Below are 16,188 nucleotides of genomic sequence, written 5' to 3'. Positions count from 1 at the left end.
CTTGCACGTGAGTGTCCGTACCCGGCACACGGGTCGTCGCGTTCCCCTGCGCGCAGTTCCCCGCGCCCCTGTCGGCCCTGGCGGGCCTCCGGGCGCGGAGCGCGGCCCTGCGGGCACCCGGGCGTCAGGGTTCGAGGACCAGCTTGCCGAAGACCTCGCCCTTGGCGAGCCGGGCGAAGGCGTCCCGGGCCTCGGTGAGCGGCAGCACGGTGTCGATCACCGGCCGCACCCCGGAGGCGGCACAGAGCGCGAGCAGCGCCGCCAGCTCCTCCTTGGTGCCCATGGTGGAGCCCAGGACGTTGAGCTCCAGGAAGAAGATCCGGTTGAGCTCGGCGGCCTTGGGGCTGGGGCCCGAGGTGGAGCCGGAGATGACGATCGAGCCGCCCGGCTTCAGCGACTTGACGGAGTGGGACCAGGTGGCGGCCCCGACCGTCTCCATCACCGCGTCCACCCGCTCGGGCAGCCGGGCGCCGCTCTCGAAGGCGGCGTCGGCGCCGAGCTCGACCGCCCGGGCCCGCTTGGCCTCGTCCCGGCCGGTCACCCAGACCCGCAGGCCGGCCGCCTTGGCCAGCACGATCAGCGCGGTGGCCACGCCGCCGCCGGCGCCCTGCACCAGGACGGTCTGGCCGGGCTTGGCGGCGGCCTTGGTGAAGAGCATCCGGTAGGCCGTGAGCCAGGCGGTGGGCAGGCAGGCCGCCTCGGCGAAGGAGAGCTCGGCGGGCTTGGGCAGCAGGTTCCAGGTCGGCACGGCGACCCGCTGGGCGAAGGTGCCCTGGTACTTCTCGGTGAGGATGGTGCGCGGCTCGTCCGGGCCGACCCCGTGGCCGCTCTGGCCGATCACGGAGTGGATGACCACCTCGTTGCCGTGCTCGTCGATCCCGGCGGCGTCGCAGCCGAGGATCATCGGCAGCCGCTCGGCTGGCAGGCCCACCCCGCGCAGCGACCAGAGGTCGTGGTGGTTGAGGGTGGCGGCCTTGACCGTCACCACGCTCCAGCCGGGCCGGGCCTGCGGCTCCGGGAGCTCGCCCAACTCCAGTGCGCTGAGCGGGTCGTCGGCGTCGATGCGGGCTGCGTAGGCGGCGAACATGGACCGGACACTAGCGGTGAACCACTGCTAACCGGAACGGGACACGGGTGTGACGACGGTAACCAACCCGTCAGCACACCCGTGTCCCGTGGTGTCGAACAGTGCGTCAGATCCGCGCGACGCCCTCGCGGCGGGCGGCCTCGGCCACCGCCTTGGTGACCGCCGGCGCGACCCGGGGGTCGAACGGCGAGGGGATGACCCGCTGCGGGGTCAGCTCGTCGGCGACCACGGCGGCCAGCGCCTCGGCGGCGGCCAGCTTCATGCCCTCGGTGATCCGGGTGGCCCGGACCTGGAGCGCGCCGGCGAAGATGCCGGGGAAGGCCAGCACGTTGTTGATCTGGTTCGGGAAGTCCGAGCGCCCGGTGGCGACCACGGCCGCGTAGCGGTGGGCGACCTCGGGGTGGATCTCCGGGTTCGGGTTGGCCATCGCGAAGACGAAGCAGCCCTCGGCCATGGTGGCGACGACGTCCTCGGGGACGGTGCCGCCGGAGACGCCGATGAAGACGTCGGCGCCGGCCAGCGCGTCGGCCAGCGAGCCCCGGAGCCCGGACCGGTTGCTGAGGGCGGCGATCTCGGCCTTGACGTCGGTCAGGTCGCCCCGGCCGTCGTAGACCACGCCCTTGCGGTCGCAGACCGCGACGTCGCCGATCCCGGCGGCCAGCAGCATCTTGGCGATGGCGATGCCGGCCGCGCCCGCGCCGGAGATGACCGCGCGCAGCGAGCCGATCTCACGGCCCGTCACCTTGGCGGCGTTCCAGAGCGCGGCGGTGGTGACGATCGCGGTGCCGTGCTGGTCGTCGTGGAAGATCGGGATGTCCAGGGCCTCCTGGAGCCGGCTCTCGATCTCGAAGCAGCGCGGGGCGGAGATGTCCTCCAGGTTGACGCCGCCGAAGGACGGGGCGAGCCGCACCACGGTCTCGACGATCTCGTCGACCTCGGTGCAGGCGAGCGCGATCGGCACCGCGTCCACGCCGCCGAACTGCTTGAACAGGATGGCCTTGCCCTCCATCACGGGCAGCGAGGCCTCCGGGCCGATGTCGCCCAGGCCGAGCACGGCGGTGCCGTCGGTGACGACGGCGACCACGTTGGACTTCCAGGTGTAGTCGTTGACCAGCTCGGGCTGCTCGGCGATGGCCGTGCAGACCTTGGCGACACCGGGGGTGTAGGCGAGGGACAGGTCGTCCGCATCGCGCACCGGAACCGTCGCCCGGACCTCCATCTTGCCGCCCCGGTGGAGCGCGAAAACGGCGTCGACCGGGTCGTCGGTCTCAGTGCTGGTGTGGATGATCTCCGCTGCCACGATGACCTCTTCGTCATTTGATCAGCGAGAGCGCGCACACCGACGGGCCGGGACCCGCTCGGGGCGTCCCGGACGGGATGCCGAAAAACCCGGGCCGCCGAAACGGACCCGGACGAGGGGTCGGGGCGCTGCCGTCGGGCCGCGCCCTCGAATGAGGGTTTTATGGGTGTCTCTGCGGTTGTACTGCCGGTCTGCCCTGGCCGGTTCCGGTGGGTACCGGACCACGAGCCTAGGCCGGACGGAGGCATCGCACCTATGCCTTTTTGTCCTTTTCACGTGCCCGTCATCCCCAGGTCGGGCAGTTGACGACCGTCGGTTTCGGAAGTACCGGCGGCCCTGCTCGGACCCTGGTGATCGTGCACGCACACCCGCAGGAGGTGAACACCAGACACGGAGGGGAGCTGGCGCCTCGAATCCGGAGTCTGCGTACCCGACTTCCGGTTCTGCGCGCCCCGGGTCTGTCGCGACCCGGCGGCCTGGGGTTCTGATCGGGGGTCACCCGATACCCGATTCTGACACATCCGAGACCCGCCCCGGCAGGGCGGGATGGAAGACTCCGGACTCCGGCCCACTCCGGACCCGCACGACCTCTCCCACAGGAGGAGCAGTACCCCCATGCAGCACAGTTCCCCCATATCCCGTCATGTCGCCCGCGCCGCCACCGCGTTGACCGCAGGATCGCTCCTGCTGACCGGCTGCGGCGCCGGATCGACGCCGAAGGCCCCGTCCGAGGACCCGCGCTCGATGCTCCCGGCCGCCGTCCGCGAGGCCGGCGTGCTCAAGGTCGGCTCCGACCTCAACTACGCCCCGGTGGAGTTCAAGGACGCCAACGGCCAGGCCGCCGGCCTCGACCCGGAGATCGCCGAGGCGATCGGCAAGCAGCTGGGCCTGCGGGTGGAGTTCGTCGACACCCCCTTCGACAAGCTCATCCCCGGCCTGCACGCGAAGCAGTACGACGTCGTGATGTCCGCGCTGAGCGACAACCGCCAGCGCCGCGAGGGCACCGACGACAACGGCACCCAGGTGAATCCGGGCGTGGACTTCGTCGACTACTTCATCGCCGGGACCTCGATCCTGGTGAAGAAGGGCAACCCGAAGGGCGTCAAGTCCATCGACGACCTCTGCGGCCACCCCGTCGCGCTCCAGCGCGGCACCACCCAGGACGCGATCATCGCCCGGCAGACCACCGCCTGCACCAAGGCGGGCAAGCCCCTCACGGTCAAGCTCTTCGACACCGACGACCAGGCGCTGGCCGAGGTGAAGGCCGGCCGCGCGGTGGCCGACCTGAACGACTTCCCGGTGGCCGCCTACGTGGCCCAGCAGCAGGACGGCGGCAGGACCTTCGAGGTGGCCAGCGCCCAGATCCAGCCCGGCCCGTACGGGATCGCGCTGACCAAGGGCGACACCGCGCTGCGCGACGCGCTGGTGAAGGCGCTCGACCGGGTGATCCGCGGCGGCGAGTACGACAAGATCCTCGCCAAGTGGAACGTCTCCGCGGGCGCGGCACAGAACGCCGTGGTCAACGGCGGGTTCTGACCCTCCGGAGCCCTTCGGTCCGCATACTTATACACGGAGTGACAGGGACACGGTATTCGTCCGGATAGCGGACGCTCTGACCCCTCGTTATCCGATTTTGATCTGAATAGTGGTCCGTTACCGAATGCCTGGTGGCAGGATTCCCACCAACTCGGATCGCTACAGCCCACCTCGGCGGAGGGTGGCGACAGCCCCGGCCCCCCGTGTACGCCGCCAGCGCGGCGCGCTCCGCCCAGCCTCTCCCACAGGAGGAGACTCCCCCCATGACCGTCCGTAACCCGCGCACCCGCCTCCTCGCCGCCGGTGCCCTGATCGCGACCGCCTCGCTGGTGCTCACCGCCTGCGGCGACGACAAGAAGGACGACACCTCGGCGGCCGGCTCCTCGGCCCCGCTGTACTCGAAGCTCCCGGCCGACATCCAGAAGGCCGGTGTCGTCAAGGTCGGCTCCGAGGTCGCGTACGCGCCGGTGGAGTTCAAGGACGGTGGCAAGATCACCGGTATCGACCCGGACCTGGCCGACGCGCTGGCCAAGCAGCTGGGCGTCAAGTTCCAGATCCAGGACGCCGGTTTCGACACCCTGATCACCTCGCTCTCCACCAAGCGGATCGACCTGATCATGTCGGCGATGACCGACAACAAGGAGCGCCAGGGCAAGGGCGTCGACTTCGTCGACTACTTCAAGGCCGGCACCTCGATCCTGGTCCAGAAGGGCAACCCGAAGGGCATCAAGACCCTGGAGGACCTGTGCGGCCAGACCGTGGCGCTGCAGAAGGCCACCGTCAACGAGGACACCGCCAAGGCGCAGTCCGACAAGTGCAAGGCGGCGGGCAAGGCCGAGATCACCATCCAGGGCTACGAGCACGACGGTGAGGCCCTGCTCAAGCTGAAGTCCGGCGCCGCGGTGGCCGACCTGAACGACTACCCGGTGGCCGCGTACAACGCGCAGACCTCGGGCGGCGGCAAGGACTTCGAGGTGGTCGGCGAGCAGATCGACCCGGGCCTGTACGGCATCGGCGTCTCCAAGGAGAACGCCCAGCTCCGCGACGCCGTCAAGGCCGGCCTGGAGGCCCTGATCGCCAACGGCGAGTACGCCAAGATCCTCGACAAGTACAACGTGAAGCTCGGCGCGGTGGACTCCGTGACGGTCAACGGCGGTTCCTGACCCGTCGTCAGCCCGGGCCCGCACCACAGCGCGGGCCCGGCTCCGTTCCACCCCCTCGCCACGCCCGAGAGGCCCTCCGCATGAGTACCCCCTCCTCCGAGCCGGGCACGGTCCCGGCGCACCACGTGATCAAGGCGATCCCGGTCCGGCACTACGGCCGCTGGATCTCCGCCGTCGTGGTGATCGCCCTGCTCGCCTGGCTCGTCTACGCCTTCTCCCAGGGCAACATCACCTGGTCCACCACCGGTGAGTACCTGTTCAAGTCGGACACCCTCCTGGGTGCCTGGCACACGCTGCTGATCAGCGTCTGCTCGATGGCCCTCGGCCTGCTGCTCGGCGTACTCGCCGCGGTCATGCGGCTCTCCCACAACCCGGTCACCTCGACCGTGGCCTGGGGCTACATCTGGCTGTTCCGCGGCACGCCGGTGCTGGTCCAGCTGCTGCTCTGGTGGAACCTCGCCCTGATCTTCCCGACCATGTTCGGCCAGGACACCAACACGGTGATCACCCCGTTCGTCGCGGCCCTGCTGGGCCTCGGCATCAACGAGGGCGCCTACATGGCGGAGATCGTCCGGGCCGGCATCCAGTCGGTCGACGAGGGGCAGACCGAGGCCGCCCACGCGCTCGGCATGTCCCGGGTGAAGACCATGTACCGGGTCGTGCTGCCGCAGGCCATGCGGGTGATCGTGCCGCCCAGCGGCAACGAGTTCATCAACATGCTGAAGACCTCCTCGCTGGCGTACGTGGTGACCTACCCCGAGCTGATGACCAAGGCGAAGGACGTCTACACCAACAACCTCGCGGTGATGGAGCTGCTCTTCGTCGTCTCCTTCTGGTACCTGGTGCTCACCACGGTGTTCAGCATCGGCCAGTACTACCTGGAGCGGCACTACGCCAAGGGCTCCTCCCGCAACCTGCCGGCCACCCCGCTGCAGAAGATCAAGGCCAACCTGACCTCCCTGGGGCGTGCCCGATGACCTCCTTCGACAAGCCCGCCACGAACCAGCCGCTGGTCCGCGCCGAGGGCGTGCGCAAGTCCTACGGCCCGGTCGAGGTGCTCAAGGGCATCGACCTCGAGGTCAAGCAGGGCGAGGTGTTCTGCCTGGTCGGCCCGTCCGGCTCCGGCAAGTCCACCTTCCTGCGGTGCATCAACCACCTGGAGCAGATCAACGCCGGGCGCCTCTGGGTGGACGGCAAGCTGGTCGGCTACCGGCAGAAGGGCGACAAGCTCTACGAGCTGAAGGACAGTGAGGTCGCCCTCCAGCGGCGGGACATCGGCATGGTGTTCCAGCGCTTCAACCTCTTCCCGCACATGACCGCGCTGGAGAACGTGATCGAGGCGCCGGTCCAGGTGAAGAACCGGAGCAAGGCCGAGGCGAGGACCCAGGGCCTGGAACTGCTGGCCCGGGTCGGCCTGGCCGACAAGGCCGGCAACTACCCCTCCCAGCTCTCCGGCGGCCAGCAGCAGCGGGTGGCGATCGCCCGGGCCCTGGCCATGGAGCCCAAGCTGATGCTCTTCGACGAGCCCACCTCGGCGCTCGACCCGGAGCTGGTCGGCGACGTCCTCGACGTCATGCGCCAGCTGGCCCGGGACGGGATGACCATGATCGTGGTCACCCACGAGATGGGCTTCGCCCGCGAGGTCGGCGACGCGCTGGTCTTCATGGACGGCGGCGTGGTGGTCGAGTCCGGCCACCCGCGCGAGGTGCTGACCAACCCGCAGCACGAGCGCACCCGCGCCTTCCTGTCCCGCGTGCTCTGACGCGGCGCGCCCCCGGGGAGCCCCGGTGAGCCCTTCCGGCTCACCGGGGCTCCCCTTTCCGTTCACCGAGGTAATACCCTAGGAGCAGCTCACCCGTTACCGGCCCTGGAAGGACCAACCGTGGAGCTCGCCGCGTACGCCAACTTCGCCGTTCGCCTGGTGAACAGCGAGGAGCCCGACCGGGGCACCGACTCGCTGACCTCGGTCGAGGCCGTGCGCTCGCTGTTCGGCCCCTCCTCGCAGGCGGCCCGGCTGGCGGACGAGAGCGACCTGCCGCGGCTGCGCGCGGTGCGGACCAGGCTGCGCGGGGTCTTCGAGGCCGCGGCCGAGGGCGACGAGGTGCGCGGGGTGGACCTGCTGAACAGCCTGCTGGTGGAGTACCCCGTCAGCCCGCTGGTCTCCGGCCACGACTACCTGGACGACGCCGGCCGCCCGCGCTGGCACCTGCACCTGGCCGACAACGCGCCGACCGCCGCCGCCAACTTCACCGCTGTGGCCTGCATGGGCCTGGCCATCCACCTCACCGAGCTGGGCGCCGACCGGCTCGGCATCTGCCAGGCCGCGCCGTGCCGCAACTCCTACCTGGACACCTCCACCAACCGCTCCCGGCGCTACTGCTCCGACCGCTGCGCCACCCGGGCCAACGTGGCCGCCTACCGCGCCCGCAAGCGCGAGGAGGCCCGTCAGGCGGCCGCGGCGGGCTGAGCCGGGCCCTGGCGGCGCGGCCACCCCAGCCGGCAGAGCACCTGACCGAGGATCAACTCCTCGGGCACCGCTCCGTACTGACGGCTGTCGGTCTCCACGAAGGGGTTGTCGGAGACCATCCACCAGCCCTCCGGGCGCCGCTCCACGGCCCGTTTGAGCACCAGCAGGCCCGGGTGCCGGGGATGTTCGAAGAGTGCGACCCGCCCGGGGCGCAGCGCCGCGCCGTACCGGACCAGCACCCGGTCGCCGTCCCGAAGGGTGGGACGCATCGAGGGCCCGGCGACCAGCGCCACCCCGAACGGCAGTAGCCCGTCGCGCTGCTGTCGGTCCGTCATGCACCCTCCGTCCGGCCAAACCCAGGACCGAAGGGTAATCTCTGGCGCGGGAAGACGATTTCAGAAGGGACTCCCCAATGCGTCTGTTCACTTCGCGCGTCACCGCGCACGCCCACTGCGACCTGCCCTGCGGCGTGTACGACCCGGCCCAGGCCCGGATCGAGGCCGAGTCGGTCAAGGCCACCCAGGAGAAGTACCAGGCCAACGAGGACGCGGTCTTCCGGGCCCGCGCCATCGTCATCAAGGAGGAGCGGGCCGAGCTGGTCAAGCACCACCTCTCGGTGCTGCACACCGACTACTTCAAGGCCCCGCACTTCGAGAAGTACCCGCAGCTGCACGAGCTGTTCAACAACGCGGGCAAGGCGGCCTCGGCCGCCAAGGCGTCCACCGACCCGGCCACCGGCCAGGCGCTGCTGGACCTGATCGCGGAGATCGACAGCATCTTCTGGGAGACCAAGAAGGCCTGACGCTCCACCACCGGTGCCCCGGTCGTTCCCGACGGAACGGCCGGGGCACCGGCACGTCCGGCCCCGGGAAACTCACAGCCGCGATCCCCGGCCGCCCGAGTAGGCTCGCCGTATGATCCGCGAAGCAACGCCGTCCGACGTCCCCCTGATCCTCGACCTGATCCGCGAACTGGCGGAGTACGAGAAGGCCCCCGACGAGGCCGTGGCCACCGAGGAGCAGCTGCGCGAGTCGCTGTTCGGCGCGAACCCCGCCGTCTTCGGCCTGATCGCCGAGGAGGACGGCGGCGAGGCGGTCGGCTTCGCCCTCTGGTTCCGGAACTTCTCCACCTGGCGCGGCACCCACGGGGTCTACCTGGAGGACCTCTACGTCCGCCCCACCGCCCGCGGCGGCGGCCACGGCAAGGCCCTGCTCACCGAGCTGGCCCGGATCTGCGTGCGCAACGGCTACTCCCGCCTGGAGTGGACCGTGCTGGACTGGAACGAACCGGCCATCGGCTTCTACACCTCGCTGGGCGCGGTGGGCATGGACGAGTGGACCGTGCACCGGCTCAGCGGCGACGCGCTGGCCGCCCTCGGCGCCGAGTAGCGGAGCCCCGTGCCTGCCACGGCAGTTCGAACTCCTTCGCCCGTTCCCGTGACTGACGTCGGGGATCGCGACAAGCGTCGGTCCGGCGCGGTAACGTCTCGGGCGGATGCGCGGCGTTCCGACCTCTCCCGTATGGGTATGACCGGTACGTACCGCACCACCCCTCTTCACAGTTGGGGCTGAGCAGTTGAACCGAGCAACAGGAAGTGCCGCGGCCTCCCGGCCGCAAGCACCGCGCGTCACCCAGGAGGTGAGGGTGTCCCAGATCGACGGCGATCCCGGAGTGAAGGACTTCGTCGAAGTCCGGCTGCCCGCGGCGGGGGCGTACCTCTCGGTGCTGCGAACGGCGACGGCCGGTCTCGCGGCCCGTTTGGACTTCACCCTCGACGAGATCGAGGACCTCCGGATCGCGGTGGACGAAGCCTGCGCCATCCTGCTCCAGCAGGCTGTCCCGGGCTCCGTGCTGAGCTGCGAGTTCCGTCTGGTCGGTGACTCGCTCCGGGTCACCGTGGCGGCCCCGACCACCGACGGCCGGGCCCCCGAGCGGGACACCTTCGCCTGGACGGTGCTCTCCGCACTGGCCGGTGAGGTGGAGTCCACGGTCGGCGCGGACAACACCGTGAGCATCAGCCTGCACAAGAAGCGCGGCGGAGCACCGGTCGCGGTGTGAGTCCACTCGCGAAGCCGTGCGCGCGGCCGGGCCGCGCGTACGGCTCCCCGTACCGCAGCGCGGTACGACCCTCAGTGAAGTGCTCCCGGAACGGAACGGGTGACCGCCGTGAGTGATCTCGACCGCACAGGCATGGGCCCGGGCCCGGCCGCCACCGCAGAGGTGACCGTGCCGGCCCAGCCGAGCGCCGCCGCCCCGACCCCTGCCCGATCCGACCCCGCCGACGTGCACCCGAAGGACAACCATCGGATGACCCAGCCGACAGACCCGACGAACGACCAGCCGCCCGCCTCGCCGGTGCGCCCGCCGGTCGCCGGAGCCGTCCCGGCCCAGGCGCACCGTTCCGGCGCGCCGGACCGCGAGGCCGCGCGGGCGCTCTTCGTCCGGCTGGCGGAGCTGCCGGAGGGTTCGCCCGAGCGGGTCGAGCTGCGCAACCAGCTGGTCCGGATGCACATCCCGCTGGTCGAGCACCTGGCCCGCCGCTTCCGCAACCGCGGCGAGCCGCTGGACGACCTGACCCAGGTCGCCACCATCGGTCTGATCAAGTCGGTGGACCGCTTCGACCACGAGCGCGGGGTGGAGTTCTCCACCTACGCGACCCCGACCATCGTCGGCGAGATCAAGCGCCACTTCCGGGACAAGGGCTGGGCGGTCCGCGTCCCGCGCCGCCTCCAGGAGCTCAGACTCTCGCTCACCACGGCGACCAGTGAGCTCTCCCAGCGGCACGGCCGCTCCCCCACGGTGCACGAGCTGGCCGAGCACCTCGGCATCTCCGAGGAGGACGTGCTGGAGGGCCTGGAGTCGGCCAACGCCTACTCCACCCTCTCCCTCGACGTGCCGGACAGCGACGACGAGTCCCCCGCGGTGGCCGACACCCTGGGCGCCACCGACGAGGCGCTGGAGGGAGTCGAGTACCGCGAGTCGCTCAAGCCGCTGCTGGCCCAACTCCCGCCCCGGGAGCAGAAGATCCTGGTGCTGCGGTTCTTCCGGAACATGACGCAGTCCCAGATCGCGGCCGAGGTCGGCATCTCCCAGATGCACGTCTCCCGGCTGCTGGCCCGCACCCTGGCCCAGCTCCGGGAGAAGCTCCTCGTCGAGGAGTGACGGACCCTCGGGGCCCGTCCTCCGTCAGGCCCCCTCGGCGGTGCTCTGCTGCGCGTAGAGCACCGCCGTCACCTTCGGGTTGAGCAGCGCGCCGATGCCGATCAGGCCGACGATGCCGATCACCACGCCGAGCACCTGCATCGCGCCGCCGTTCTGCCACATGTAGTAGGCGACCGGCAGGCAGATCGAGTTGGTCAGCACGGCCGGCGTGCGACCCCAGCGGCGCAGCCGCAGCAGGGCCCGCCCGGCCAGCAGCGGCTGCAGGCCCAGCAGCAGCAGGATCACCCCGCCGAACTCGCTGCGGCCCAGCGCCGGGGAGTCCCAGAAGAACCCGGCGATCACGTCGTAGAGGCCCCAGCCGGCCAGCGCCGCACCCTCCAGCGCGGTGATCGCGGCGCCGACGACGAGCGCGGTGGGCCGGGCGGGGCTGGTGGTCATGGAATCGGTGGTCACTCCAGCAGGGTAGCCGCAGCGGTTCGCACCCCGACCCGTAGGCTGAGCGCCATGCGCGCTCTCCTGGTCGTGAACCCGAAGGCGACCACCACCAGTGGACGCACCCGCGACGTGCTGATCCACGCCCTGCGCAGCGATCTCCGCCTGGAGGTGGCCCACACGGAGTACCGGGGCCACGCCCGCGACCTGGCCGAGGGGGCCGCCGAGCGCGGCTTCGACCTGGTGGTCTCGCTGGGCGGCGACGGCACGGTCAACGAGATCGTCAACGGGCTGCTCGCGCACGGCCCCTCCGATCGGGTGCCCCGGCTGGCCGTCGTCCCGGGCGGCTCGACCAACGTCTTCGCCCGCACCCTCGGCCTGCCGAACGACCCGGTCGAGGCCACCGGCGCCCTGCTGGACGCCCTGGAGCACCGCCGCGAGCGCGCGGTCAGCCTGGGCAAGGCGATGTCCGAGGGCCTCCCCGACCGCTGGTTCACCTTCACCGCGGGCCTGGGCTTCGACGCCGGCGTTGTGGGCCGGGTGGAGGCCCAGCGGCGGGCCGGGAAGAAGTCCACCCACGCGCTCTACGTGAGCCAGGCGCTCCGGCACTTCGTCACCGAGCGTGATCATCGCCGCAACGGCCCCATCAGCCTGGAAATCAACGGCCGGGAACCGGTCCCGGGCCTCGTCCTGGCCATAGTCAGCAACACCTCGCCCTGGACCTTCCTGGGCAGCCGGCCGGTCTTCCCCTCCCCCTCCGCGTCCTTCGACACCGACCTGGACATCTTCGGCATCACTCGAATGACCGCGTTCGGCACGGCTCGAACGGTGCGTCAGATTCTGCGTTCGCACACGACTTCGGAAGGCCGCACAGGGCCGTCCGGCCCTACGGGCAAGCACCTCGTCTCCTACCACGACGTCCGACACTTCACCTTGGTTTCACAGGAACCGGCCCCGTTTCAGGTCGACGGGGACCACCTTGGAGACAGGAGTCGCGTCAGTTTCACAGGCGTTCGGCGGGCACTGCGTGTGATTGTGTGACCAGAAGGGCCCGTTGCCCTTCTTCTCGAACGCACAAGCCCCCTTCACCCCATAGAAGTACGGGCTGTGAGCTAGGCGACACCGAAGAATCAAAAATTTCCAGCCGAAGGGGGTTGTATCCGAGCCCGAGGTTTGCGAACCTCTACATGGCGATCGGGACACGTCGCAGCGGGACATACCGCGACAAGCTCCCTTGATAGCCCGAACCCCCTCCAGCACAGACCTCCCAGGCCCCACGGGGCCTTTGGTCCCTTTTGCTGTCGCGGGATTCGTGAAAGCGTTCACATTCACAAGCCACCATCGATTGCGTCGCGCGGGCCACAGCCTGCCGACCGGAGGAGTTGGACGAACATGGACTGGCGCCACCGCGCTGTCTGTCGCGAAGAGGACCCGGAGCTGTTCTTCCCCATCGGGAACACCGGCCCCGCTCTGCTGCAGATCGAGGAAGCCAAGGCCGTGTGCCGCCGTTGCCCCGTCATGGAGCAGTGCCTCCAGTGGGCGCTCGAGACCGGCCAGGACGCCGGCGTCTGGGGCGGCATGAGCGAGGACGAGCGTCGTGCGATGAAGCGCCGCGCCGCCCGCAACCGCGCCCGCACCGCCTGAGTGACCGTCAGCCCCGCCTGATCAACCAACGATCAAGGGTCAGGCAGCGCCGTACGGCGCGCCGGGCCTTCCGCACTGCGGGTACTTGATACTGTTCACTTAGAGCAATACCGTGGAGCTGTGGCGCTCACCGTGTGCAACACGTCGAGCGAGTGCCGCGCGACACCACAGAGCCCCCGTTCCGGCCGACTCCCCCCGACGGCCGGAACGGGTTGAGAGGCCCTGTCGACCCACCCCCCCGGTCGACAGGGCCTCGTTTCTTTTGGCAGACGGCTCGGTTGCGCCCCGCAGGGGCGCGAGGAACTGCGCGAGTCGGAAGGCACGGACCCGCAGCCGCCCACCCGCGCCCAGCTGCACGCGCGACGGCTCAGCGGACCGGGATCTCCAAGATGACCTTGGTCCCCCCGTCCGGCGCCGCCACCATGTCGAAGCTCCCGCCGAGCTCGTTGGTGGCCAGGGTCCGGACGATCTGGAGCCCGAGGTTCCCCGAGGTCTGCGGGTCGAAGCCCTCCGGCATGCCGGTGCCGTCGTCCTGCACGGTGATCAGCAGGTACTCCTCCGGCTTGGCCCCGGTGTTCCAGCTGTCCGACCACCCCTTCCCCGTCGCCGGCGCACGCCCGCGGAGCGCGCTGACCTCCAGGTTGCCCCCGGCGCTCGGGCCGAAGGCGTGCTCCAGCGCGTTCTGCAGCAGTTCGGTGAGCACCATCGCCAGCGGCGTGGCCATCTCCGCCGAGAGGATGCCGAAGGAGCCGCTGCGCCGGGTGGCCACCCGCCCGTCCTGGGAGAGCTCCATCACCATGGCCAGCACCCGGTCGGCGATCTCGTCGAAGGCCACCGCCTCGTCCAGCGCCTGCGAGAGCGTCTCGTGCACGATGGCGATCGAGCCGACCCGCCGCACCGCCTCGTCCAGCGCGGCCCGCCCGGACTCCGAGTCCATCCGCCGGGCCTGCAGCCGCAGCAGCGCGGCCACCGTCTGGAGGTTGTTCTTCACCCGGTGGTGGATCTCCCGGATGGTCGCGTCCTTGGTCATCAACTCCCGGTCACGGCGCCGGAGTTCGGTGACGTCCCGGCAGAGCACCAGCGAGCCGGTGAGCGTCCCCTTCGGCTTGAGCGGGATGGCCCGCAGGGTGACCACGCCGCCCTGGGCCTCGACCTCGGTCTGCCGCGGCGCCCAGCCGCTGGCCAGCTTGACCAGGGCCTCGTGCACCGCGCCGCGCGAGGGCGGCACCAACTCGGCGGTGGCGCGGCCCAGATGACTGCCGACCAGGTCGGTGGTGAGGCCCAGGCGGTGGTACGCGGAGAGCGCGTTGGGGCTGGCGTAGGTGACGATGCCGTCGGCGTCCAGCCGGATCAGGCCGTCGCCGACCCGGGGGGCGGCGTCCATGTCGGCCTGCTCGACACCCGGGTAGGGGAAGCTGCCGGCCGCGATCATCTGGGCCAGGTCGGAGGCGGACTGCAGGTAGGTGAGCTCCAGCCGGCTGGGCGTGCGGACGGTCAGCAGGTTGGTGTTGCGGGCGATCACCCCGAGCACCCGGCCCTCCCGGCGGACCGGGATGGACTCCACCCGGACGGGCACCTCCTCGCGCCACTCCGGGTCGCCCTCGCGGACGATCCGCCCCTCGTCGTAGGCGGCGTCCAGCAGCGGCCGGCGGCCCCGGGGCACCAGGTGGCCGACCATGTCGTCCTGGTAGGAGGTGGGGCCCGTGTTGGGCCGCATCTGGGCCACCGAGACGTAGCGGATGCCGTCCCAGGTGGGGATCCAGAGCACCAGGTCGGCGAAGGAGAGGTCGGAGAGCAGCTGCCACTCCGAGACCAGCATGTGCAGCCACTCCACGTCGGCACCCGTCAGGGTGGTGTGGCGGCGGACGAGTTCGTTCAGCGAGGGCACAGGGCGAGCGTATCCGGAGCTGCCCGGCGGGGGCCTCCCGGAGCGGTCGGCACCGATCGCGGGAGCTCTCTGGACAACCAGGATTGGTCTAGTCCACAATGGAAGAGCACCAAGGAGACACCCCCCGCGCAACTGCCCTGACCGCGCGCGGTGCCTCCTCGGTCGGACGCTCCGGACCGGCGACCCCGCACAGTCTCCGGCCCAGTGGAGCGACCGACGACAGCTCCGGGCTGCGGTGCCGCACAGGTTGAGGGTCCTGTGTCGGCGCCGTGGCCCGTAGTGCTTCCCGGGCCCTGTCGGCCCCTCCCTCACCGGCGGCCCCTCCCCCGCCGGCGGCTGCTCCCCCGCACCCCGTCACTTGGCCAGCGCCCGCGGCGCGTCCGGGTCCTGCCCGCGGGCCACGGCCACCTCGTGGGCCAGCTGCTGCAGCGGCAGGATCTCCAGCACCGGCTGCAGCTCCTCCGGCACCCCGGACGGCAGCACGAACCCCGCCGAGGCGGCCGCCACCTGCTCCTCGCCGCCGAACACCACCAGGTCCGCGCCCCGGCCCCGCAGCCGGTCCAGCACTGGCTGGAGCGCCTCGCCGCCCTTGCCCTCCGGCACCACCGCGATCACCGGTGAGACGTTGTCCACCATCGCCAGCGGCCCGTGCAGCAGATCGGCGCCGGAGAAGGCCGAGGCCGGGATGTAGCTGGTCTCCATCAGCTTGAGCGCGGCCTCCCGGGCGGTCGGGTAGCCGTAGCCGCGCGAGGTGAGCACCAGCCGCTGGGCGAAGCGGTAGCGCTCGGCCAGCGCCCGCACCTCGTCCCGCCGCCCGAGCACCTGCTCGGCCAGCTCCGGGAGCCCCTCGGCGGCCTCCCCGCCCTCGCCGCGCAGGCCCCGCACCAGCAGGTAGAGGGTCAGCAGTTCGGCGGTGTAGGTCTTGGTGGCCGGCAGGGCCCGCTCGGGCCCGGCCAGCACGTCCACGTGGAACTCGGAGAGCTCGGCGAGCGGCGAGCCCGCGTTGTTGGTGACGGCCAGGGTGACGGCCCCGGCCTCCCGGGCCGCGATGGTGGAGGCCACCAGGTCGGGCGAGCCGCCGGACTGGCTGACCGTCACCACCAGCACGTCGGTGAGGTCGGGGCGCGCCCCGTAGGCGGTGACGGTGGACATCGAGCTGAGCCCGGCCGGGCGGCCGAGCAGGATCTCCACCAGGTACTTGGCGTACAGCGCGGCGTTGTCCGAGGTGCCGCGCGCGGTCAGCAGCACGAACCTCGGGCGGCGGGCGGCGATCTCGGCCGCGATGGCGGCGATCCCCGGGGCGCCCTCGTCGAGGATCCGGCGGAGCACGGCGGGCTGCTCGGCCGTCTCCGCCGCCATGATGCGGCCGGGCCCTTCGGCGACGGACATCTGACGCTGCCTCCGGCTCGGTCGGCCCCCCTCGGACTTCCCGCTGGTGAGCCTACGGAGCGTCGGCGGCCCGGGCACGCGGAGGGCCGCCGTCCGGTGGAGCGCGGACGGCGGCCCTGG

General features: G+C 71.0%; 17 protein-coding genes. 11 read left to right on the top strand and 6 right to left on the bottom strand.

What is annotated here, in order from left to right; all coding sequences use genetic code 11:
• Positions 1-124: 124 nt before the first annotated feature.
• Both ACWEPF_RS31705 and ACWEPF_RS31700 read right to left on the bottom strand, forming a co-directional pair.
• On the bottom strand, positions 125-1,087 hold the full coding sequence (locus ACWEPF_RS31705; RefSeq protein WP_452175256.1) for a zinc-binding dehydrogenase: 963 nt from the start codon (positions 1,085-1,087) through the stop codon (positions 125-127).
• Between the two features lie 106 nt (positions 1,088-1,193).
• Entirely contained in the window at positions 1,194-2,387 is a 1,194-nt protein-coding gene (locus ACWEPF_RS31700) for an NAD(P)-dependent malic enzyme (RefSeq protein WP_345290034.1), read from the bottom strand.
• Between the two features lie 615 nt (positions 2,388-3,002).
• On the opposite strand from ACWEPF_RS31700, the gene ACWEPF_RS31695 reads away from it, so the two are divergent.
• The 5 genes from ACWEPF_RS31695 (at position 3,003) to ACWEPF_RS31675 (ending at position 7,553) form a co-directional block, all read left to right on the top strand.
• Complete coding sequence (locus ACWEPF_RS31695) at positions 3,003-3,923, top strand: ABC transporter substrate-binding protein (RefSeq protein WP_345280474.1); 921 nt, start codon at positions 3,003-3,005, stop codon at positions 3,921-3,923.
• Positions 3,924-4,186: 263 nt separating this feature from the next.
• Positions 4,187-5,086, top strand: a complete 900-nt coding sequence (locus ACWEPF_RS31690) for an ABC transporter substrate-binding protein (RefSeq protein WP_345290033.1) — start codon at positions 4,187-4,189, stop codon at positions 5,084-5,086.
• Positions 5,087-5,166: 80 nt separating this feature from the next.
• Positions 5,167-6,063, top strand: coding sequence for an amino acid ABC transporter permease (locus ACWEPF_RS31685; protein WP_345290032.1), 897 nt, complete (start codon positions 5,167-5,169; stop codon positions 6,061-6,063).
• A complete protein-coding gene (locus tag ACWEPF_RS31680) occupies positions 6,060-6,848 on the top strand; it encodes an amino acid ABC transporter ATP-binding protein (RefSeq protein WP_449795615.1) in 789 nt (262 codons plus the stop codon). The genes ACWEPF_RS31685 and ACWEPF_RS31680 overlap by 4 nt, the downstream gene beginning before the upstream one ends.
• A 120-nt stretch (positions 6,849-6,968) precedes the next feature.
• The gene (locus tag ACWEPF_RS31675) at positions 6,969-7,553 is read left to right on the top strand and encodes a CGNR zinc finger domain-containing protein (protein ID WP_345290029.1); all 585 of its coding nucleotides are present in this window, start codon (positions 6,969-6,971) and stop codon (positions 7,551-7,553) included.
• Here ACWEPF_RS31675 and sodX read toward each other — a convergent pair.
• Positions 7,532-7,888, bottom strand: coding sequence for a nickel-type superoxide dismutase maturation protease (gene sodX / locus ACWEPF_RS31670; RefSeq protein ID WP_345290027.1), 357 nt, complete (start codon positions 7,886-7,888; stop codon positions 7,532-7,534). The genes ACWEPF_RS31675 and sodX overlap by 22 nt on opposite strands.
• Positions 7,889-7,965: 77 nt before the next feature.
• Here sodX and sodN point away from each other — a divergent pair, with 77 nt between their 5' ends.
• From sodN to ACWEPF_RS31650, 4 genes are all read left to right on the top strand, one after another.
• Positions 7,966-8,355: a superoxide dismutase, Ni gene (gene sodN / locus ACWEPF_RS31665; RefSeq protein WP_345290026.1), complete on the top strand. Its 390-nt coding sequence runs from the start codon at positions 7,966-7,968 to the stop codon at positions 8,353-8,355.
• Positions 8,356-8,467: 112 nt separating this feature from the next.
• Complete coding sequence (locus tag ACWEPF_RS31660) at positions 8,468-8,941, top strand: GNAT family N-acetyltransferase (RefSeq protein WP_345290025.1); 474 nt, start codon at positions 8,468-8,470, stop codon at positions 8,939-8,941.
• Between the two features lie 256 nt (positions 8,942-9,197).
• Complete coding sequence (locus tag ACWEPF_RS31655; RefSeq protein WP_345290023.1) at positions 9,198-9,611, top strand: ATP-binding protein; 414 nt, start codon at positions 9,198-9,200, stop codon at positions 9,609-9,611.
• A 249-nt stretch (positions 9,612-9,860) separates the two neighbouring features.
• Positions 9,861-10,715, top strand: a complete 855-nt coding sequence (locus ACWEPF_RS31650) for an RNA polymerase sigma factor SigF (RefSeq protein WP_345290022.1) — start codon at positions 9,861-9,863, stop codon at positions 10,713-10,715.
• A gap of 24 nt (positions 10,716-10,739) precedes the next feature.
• Here the strand turns inward: ACWEPF_RS31650 and ACWEPF_RS31645 are convergent, their stop codons facing one another.
• On the bottom strand, positions 10,740-11,168 hold the full coding sequence (locus ACWEPF_RS31645; protein ID WP_452175255.1) for a hypothetical protein: 429 nt from the start codon (positions 11,166-11,168) through the stop codon (positions 10,740-10,742).
• A gap of 51 nt (positions 11,169-11,219) precedes the next feature.
• Here ACWEPF_RS31645 and ACWEPF_RS31640 point away from each other — a divergent pair, with 51 nt between their 5' ends.
• Positions 11,220-12,188, top strand: a complete 969-nt coding sequence (locus ACWEPF_RS31640; RefSeq protein ID WP_345290020.1) for a diacylglycerol/lipid kinase family protein — start codon at positions 11,220-11,222, stop codon at positions 12,186-12,188.
• A 351-nt stretch (positions 12,189-12,539) separates the two neighbouring features.
• A complete protein-coding gene (locus ACWEPF_RS31635; protein WP_014138019.1) occupies positions 12,540-12,791 on the top strand; it encodes a WhiB family transcriptional regulator in 252 nt (83 codons plus the stop codon).
• Between the two features lie 367 nt (positions 12,792-13,158).
• Here the strand turns inward: ACWEPF_RS31635 and ACWEPF_RS31630 are convergent, their stop codons facing one another.
• Together ACWEPF_RS31630 and ACWEPF_RS31625 are read right to left on the bottom strand one after the other, a co-directional pair.
• Positions 13,159-14,679 carry a sensor histidine kinase gene (locus ACWEPF_RS31630; RefSeq protein ID WP_452175254.1) on the bottom strand — a complete coding sequence of 507 codons (1,521 nt, stop codon included), beginning with the start codon at positions 14,677-14,679 and terminating at the stop codon, positions 13,159-13,161.
• Positions 14,680-15,033: 354 nt separating this feature from the next.
• The gene (locus tag ACWEPF_RS31625; RefSeq protein ID WP_345290018.1) at positions 15,034-16,068 is read right to left on the bottom strand and encodes an SIS domain-containing protein; all 1,035 of its coding nucleotides are present in this window, start codon (positions 16,066-16,068) and stop codon (positions 15,034-15,036) included.
• Between the last annotated feature and the right edge of the window lie 120 nt (positions 16,069-16,188).

This window comes from Kitasatospora sp. NPDC004289 (assembly GCF_053602875.1).
The sequence above is the reverse complement of the archived record's forward strand: the minus strand, read 5'-3'. Positions and strand labels throughout refer to the sequence as shown.